Source organism: Mycobacterium sp. 852002-51961_SCH5331710 (assembly GCF_001665535.1).
Classification (GTDB): domain Bacteria; phylum Actinomycetota; class Actinomycetes; order Mycobacteriales; family Mycobacteriaceae; genus Mycobacterium.
The window spans coordinates 22570-28863 of sequence record NZ_LZSQ01000084.1 but is presented as its reverse complement, the minus strand read 5'-3'; the positions used below and the strand labels follow the sequence as shown (position 1 = coordinate 28863).

Sequence of the window (6294 nt, the reverse complement as noted above, 5' to 3'; positions counted from 1 at the left end):
ACCGGACCGCGGCGATCTCCTCGCGCTGTGTCGCCTCACGAAATCCTCCGCCGATAGGAGACGCTGCTCGCTGACTGTCATGGCGACGCGGTATGCCAAGTCAATTCTGGCCTACCCGAATGCGTCAAAGGCTCCCGAGGTCGTCGGGCACGTCGACGGCGTGTTCACGCAGCGCCTCGAGCGAGATGAGCTCGAGCGTGCGCTCATGCGTCGACGCCAGGACGACCGGCGCGGCGAAGCCGTCCTGATAGGCCTTGAGCCAGTTCACCGCGGTGACGCACCACCGGTCGCCCGGCTGCAGACCGGGGAAGCGGTACTCCGGGCGCGGGGTCGACAGGTCGTTGCCGATCGACCGCTGATGCAGCAAAAACTCCGCGGTCACCACGGCGCAGATGGTGTGGCTGCCGAGATCCTCCGGCCCGGTCGAGCAGCACCCGTCGCGGTAGAACCCGGTCAGCGGGTCGGAACTGCACGGCTCCAGCGGCTCGCCGAGCACATTGAGTTCAGCCACAATTCGTCCATCGTCTCAGAGGGGTCCTAATATTCAGTACTACCCGAAAGTTTTCAGGCGATCAGACGAGGAGCATCCGGCATGGCCGCGCTCAGGACTGGCGACGGATTCCCCGACATCGTTGTGACCGCGGTCGTCTCGACGACATCGCTGGCCACCGACGCCGAAGAGACCTGGCAGCTGCTCCAGCAGGGCCGCAGCGGCATCCGGGCGCTCGACAAGTGGTTCATCGACGAGTTCGACTCTCCGGTGCGCATCGGGGGCACGATCCTCGAAGATCTCGACGAACAGCTCGACCGCGTCGAACGCCGCCGTACGTCGTACATGCAGAAGATGTCCACGGTCTTGAGCCGTCGGCTCTGGGACATCGCGGGCAACCCCGATGTCGACACTCGCAGACTGGCGGTATCGGTCGGGCTCGCGCTGGGCAGCACCGAGGAGATCCCGCTGCAGCACGACCTCTGGCGGCAGAAGGGCCTGCGCGCGGTGTCCCCGCTGACGATCCAGATGTACATGCCCAACGGCGCGGCCGCCGCGGTCGGGCTGGACCGCAAGGCGAAAGCCGGCGTCATATCGCCGGTGATGGCCGACGCCTCGGGCGCCGCGGCCATCGCGCTGGCGTGGCGACAGCTCGTCCTCGGCGAGGCCGACGTGGTGATCTGCGGCGGGGTCGAGACCCACATCGAGGCGGTGCCGGTCGCGGCGTTCGACGTGCAGAATCTGTTGTCGACCAACAACGATGACCCCTCCGGCGCCTGCCGGCCCTTCGACAAGGACCGCGACGGCATGGTGTTCGGTGAGGGCGGCGCGCTGATGCTCATCGAAACCGAGGAGCACGCCAAGGCGCGCGGGGCAAAGCCGCTGGCCCGTCTGATGGGCGCGGGGATGACCTCAGACGCTTACGACATCACCGAACCCGACCCCGACGGTGAACGCGCCAGCGACGCGATCAGCCGGGCGATCGACCTGGCCGGTTTGGCGCCGACCGACATCGACCACATCAACGCGCACGCCACCGGCACGGTGCACGGAGACCTGGCGGAGGCGCGGGCCATCCGCAGAGCGTTCGGTGAGCATTCCCCTGCGGTGTACGCGCCCAAGGCGGCGCTGGGCCACTCCCTGGGTGCCGCGGGCGCCATCGAGGCCGTGCTGACGGTTCAGGCGCTGCGCGACGGGGTTGTCCCGCCCACGCTCAACCTCAAGGATCTCGACCCGCAGATCGACCTCGACGTCGTCGCCGAGAACCCACGCAGCAGCGACTACCGCTACGCGGTCACCGACTCGTTCGGGCTCGGCGGCTACAACGTCTCGCTGGCGTTCGGCGCCTACTGAGCGTTACTTGGTCAGCGTGAACTGGCCGACGTAGCTGACGTTTCGCGAGAAGAAGTCCGAGCAGCCGCGCAGGTACTTCATGTAGCGGTCGTAGACCTCCTGCGACGTGGCCGCGATCGCCTTGTCCTTCGCGGCCTCCAGGTCGTCGGCCCACGTGTCCAACGTCCGCACGTAGTGCGTGGTCATGTCGTCGAAGTCCGCCACCGTGAAGCCGGCGTTCCCGCCGTATTCGTAGACGTCCTCGTCGCACGGCACGGCGCCGCCGGGGAAGATCTCCTTGGCGATGAACCGCATGAACTTCAGGTCCGACATCACGATCGGGATGCCGAGCTCGGGCCAGCGCTTGAGCGGGTGCCCCATGATCGTCTGCAGCACCATCCGGCCGTCGTCGGGCATCACGCGGTAGCAGGTGTCGAAGAACGCCTTGTACTTCGACTTCGGCCACGCCTCGAACGCCTCGATCGACACGATGCGGTCGACGGGCTCGTCGAACTCCTCCCAGCCCTTGAGCAGCACCCGCCGGGAGCGGTTCGTGTCGACCGCGTCGAGGATCTGCTGGCCGAGCGCGTGCTGGTTGCGGCTCAGCGTCAGCCCGACGACGTTGACGTCGTAGGTCTCGATCGCGCGTTTCATCACCGAGCCCCAGCCGCAGCCGACGTCGAGCAGCGTCATCCCCGGCTTCAGGTCGAGCTTGCGAAGGGCGCGATCGATCTTGGCGTACTGCGCCTCTTCGAGCGTCATGTCGTCGCGCTCGTAGTACGCGCAGCTGTAGGTCCGCGTCGGGTCCTGGAAGAGACCAAAGAAATCGTTCGAGAGGTCGTAGTGGGCTTGTACGTCTTCGTACGCGACTTTCATCGTCGTCGTCCCCGAACCATCCGACATCTCTTTGGCCTCCTATGCGATTACGCGACCCCGACGACCCCGTAACGACCAAGCTTTATATCGCACTTTCGCTAACACGGCTAAGCAGCCGCCTTCTCGCACGTGAACTGAGCGACGTCGGTGTACCCGTCGCGGAAAAGATCGGCACAACCGGTCAAGTATTTGCGGAAACGCTCGTAGATCTGCTCGGAGGTGATCGCGATCGCCTCGTCTTTCTTGGCTTCGAGGTTCGCTGCCCAGGTATCGAGCGTCTTGACGTAGTGCGGCTGCAGGTGCTGCTCGCGGGTGACGGTGTAGCCCGCCTTGTTTGCGTGCTCGCGCACCATCGATGCCAGTGGCAAACGTCCGCCGGGGTAGATCTCGTCCATGATGAACTTGATGAATCTCACCCGGGACATGGTCAGCGGCAGGCCTTTTGCCTTGATCTCCTCATCCTCGGGAATGATGATCGTGTGTAGCATCATCACGCCGTCGTCGGGCATCCAGCTGAAGGTCTTCTTGAAGTAGTCGTCGTACTTGTTGAAGCCGAAGTGCTCGAACGCACCGATCGACACGATCCGGTCGACGCGGCCTTCGAATTCCTCCCACGGCTGCAGGCGAACTTCCATCTTGCGGTCGCTCTTGATGTTGGCGAACCGGTTTTCCTCGATGTGGCGCTTCTGGTTCTCCGAGAGCGTCAAACCGATCACGTTGACGTCGTACTTCTCCACCGCCCGCTGGATCGTCGAGCCCCAGCCGCAGCCGATGTCCAGCAGCGTCATACCGGGCTGCAGGCCCAGCTTTCCGAGCGAGAGATCGACCTTCGCCCGCTGCGCCTGTTCGAGGGTGTAGTCATCCTTCTCGAAGTATGCGCAGCTGTAGGTCTGCGAGGGGTCCTGCCACAGCCTGAAGAACTCGTTGGAGATGTCGTAGTGGAACTGGACTTCCTTCTTGTCCGAACCACGGGTCTCCGACGCGGATTTGGACAGCCACTTCGACTGCGCCTGCGGTGTCGAGCTCTGCTGTGTATCTGAGGTTCCTGCCACGGTCCACCCTTAAAACTGATCGACGGACGAATATTCGGCTAATCGCGCAGTTCTGTTCGACACGATGTGAGAAACAGTACCTCCGACGATGACGGTGTCGGGGGGTGGCACCACGACATTTGCCCTAGATTTTCGAATTCCTGGTCATCCAGCGCATCACCTGCCAACCGACGAACACCGGCAGCCACGTCGTCAGCACCCGATACAGCAGAACCGACGGCACGGCGACCGATGCGGCCATGCCGAACGCGGCCAATCCGCCGATCAGCGCCGCCTCCACGGCCCCGATTCCGCCGGGCGTCGGCGCGGCCGAAGCCAGCGTGCCGCCGACCATTGTCACCACCGTCACCGTGACGAACGAGGTGTCGCCCCCGAACGCCTCGATCGCGGCCCACAGCGCGAACGCGTTGCCCAGCGTCGTGGCCGCACACCCGGCCATGATCACCGCCAGCCGCCGCGGTTCCCGCGCGAGCGCGATGAGGTGGCCGACGACCTCCTCGAGCCGGGGCCGCACCGCCGTCGCCAACCACCGCCGCAGCTTCGGCACCAACAGGAACGTGCCGACCAGCCCGAGCAGCAGCCCGCCGATCAGATACAGCAGCGTCACGTTCGGAACGAAGCGCGACAGGTCCGCCGACACGCCCGCCGCAGTGGAGAAGAAGATGAGCAGCCCCAGGTGGGTGATCACCTGAACCGACTGCTGCAGCGCAACGGCGGTCGTCGCGCGCATCGGGCTGACGCCGCCCTTCTGCAGATAGCGCGCCGACAGCGCCAGTCCTCCCACACCGGCGGGCGTCGTCGTCGCGGCGAACTTGTTGGCCACCTGCATGACGACCAGTCCCCACAGGCTGACCAGCCCGTCGGCGCAGGCCCAAAGTGCCGCTGCCGCACCGAGATACGTCAAACTCGACGCGGCAAGGCCCAGCAGTGCCCACCACCAGTTCGCCGTGCGCAGTTCGGTGATGAACGTCGGCACCGAGGACAGGAACGGGTAGGCGACGTAAACCAGTGCGGCCAGCAGCACCAGCTGGATCACCTGGCTGCGGGTGAAACGCGTGACCGTCTCGGCGCGGATCTCGTCGACGCGGGCCTGGCGCTTGACCTCGTCGCGGGCGGCGGAGATGACGACCTTGGCGCCGGTCACCGAATTGCGGATACGCAATGGCACCGCAGCCATGGTCAGCCGCCGCGACGCGCTCAGCACCGTGTCCTTGCCGAATGCGTCGATCGCGGCCCGCACCGCCGACTGCGCGTCGTAGAGATGTGTCGTCGTCACCAGCAGCTGGGCGATGTCGCTGCGCAGCTGGGCGTCGGTGGCGCCGTACTCGGCGTTGTCGAAGCCACCGAACAGCACCGCGTCGTCGTCGACGGTGATCTCGCTGCTGCGCAGGTCACCGTGCGAGATCTGGCAGTCGTGCAGTTCGCGCAGCGACTCCCACACCCGGCTGACGGGCATCGAGTCCACACATTCGCTGATCGGGATGCCGCGGGGCGGGGTGTGCGCGTACAGCGTCCAGCCGCGGTCCAGGGCGGCGACGGCGATCGTGGAGGTGTTGGCGATCTTGAGCTCGCCGATCGCGATGGCCATCAGCGCGCGGTGTTCGACGAGGCGGCGCATCGACGCGTGCAGCGGCGCGGTCTCGCGGTCGCGGAACCGCACCTTGCGCCACAGCTGCAGCAGCACACCGCCGCCGCGCTGGTGCGGGCCGTACAGCTCCATCACCGCCGTGGCCTGCTGCTCCTCGCAGGTCGCGTTGAGCACCAGTGGTCCGGCGCCGGCCGGCCGCAGCACCCGTAGGCCGGTGACGACGCAACCGCGCCCTGCCATCGCCCGCACGGCACCGTCGAGCGGCACCTCCAGCCCGGGGGTGCCCACGACGAGCACCACCAGCGCGCCGACGAACCAGCCGGCGGCCAGCCCCACGAGTGAGCGGGCCGGAACGACCGCGCTGACCACCAGGTGGATCGGCACGAATGCCAACAGCAGCGTCCACCACCAGCGTCGCCAGCGAGCCGGCAGCCACGGACCGGAGACGGTGAGCACCGCGGCCAGCATCGCGATCCAGCGCGGGTCGTCGACGAACTGCGAGGCGAACGTGTCGAGCCGGTCCGACAGGTCGAAGTGCCAGCGCGGCGCGGTCAGCCCGAAACCGCTGATGGACAGCGCGGATCCGGCGATGGCGGCGGCCGCGGCGTAGGCGCCGAGCAGCTTCCACTGGCGCGAGAGGATCAGGCTGACCAGGATCACGAACGGCAGCGCGACGATCGCGACGCCGTAGACGAGGTAGACCAGGTTGGCCTGGGTCGGGGTCAGCACCGCGACGATCTCGGAGATCGAACGTTCGAGCGCCACCCACTCGTTGCGGGTGATCACGGATCCGGTGATGACGACCGCGAGGAACAGCGCGGCCAGCACAACGCGGACGATGTCGTTGGTGCGCCGCGTCAACGGTTGCAGCAGGCTGCCCGAGACGGTGATGTCCCGTCCGTCAACGCGCATGTATCAACGATCTTCCCGATCCGGGGCCACGTCGGTAGCGACCC

At 66.3% G+C, this 6294-nt stretch carries 5 protein-coding genes; 1 reads left to right on the top strand and 4 read right to left on the bottom strand.

The annotated features are described in order from the left end of the window. Positions 1 to 124: 124 nt before the first annotated feature. A complete protein-coding gene (locus A5752_RS13855) occupies positions 125 to 511 on the bottom strand; it encodes a DUF2237 family protein (RefSeq protein WP_067086244.1) in 387 nt (128 codons plus the stop codon). Between the two features lie 81 nt (positions 512 to 592). Between A5752_RS13855 and A5752_RS13850 the strand changes: the two genes are divergently transcribed. Next, positions 593 to 1843 (top strand): KasA/KasB family beta-ketoacyl-ACP synthase, encoded by a 1251-nt coding sequence (locus A5752_RS13850; protein WP_067086242.1) that lies wholly within the window; start codon positions 593 to 595, stop codon positions 1841 to 1843. A 3-nt stretch (positions 1844 to 1846) separates the two neighbouring features. Here A5752_RS13850 and A5752_RS13845 read toward each other — a convergent pair whose 3' ends face one another. The 3 genes from A5752_RS13845 to A5752_RS13835 form a co-directional block, all read right to left on the bottom strand. Next, positions 1847 to 2698 (bottom strand): cyclopropane mycolic acid synthase family methyltransferase, encoded by an 852-nt coding sequence (locus A5752_RS13845; RefSeq protein WP_067086410.1) that lies wholly within the window; start codon positions 2696 to 2698, stop codon positions 1847 to 1849. A 107-nt stretch (positions 2699 to 2805) separates the two neighbouring features. Beyond that, the gene (locus A5752_RS13840) at positions 2806 to 3750 is read right to left on the bottom strand and encodes a cyclopropane mycolic acid synthase family methyltransferase (RefSeq protein ID WP_067086240.1); all 945 of its coding nucleotides are present in this window, start codon (positions 3748 to 3750) and stop codon (positions 2806 to 2808) included. Between the two features lie 124 nt (positions 3751 to 3874). Then, on the bottom strand, positions 3875 to 6250 hold the full coding sequence (locus tag A5752_RS13835; protein ID WP_067086234.1) for a lysylphosphatidylglycerol synthase transmembrane domain-containing protein: 2376 nt from the start codon (positions 6248 to 6250) through the stop codon (positions 3875 to 3877). Between the last annotated feature and the right edge of the window lie 44 nt (positions 6251 to 6294).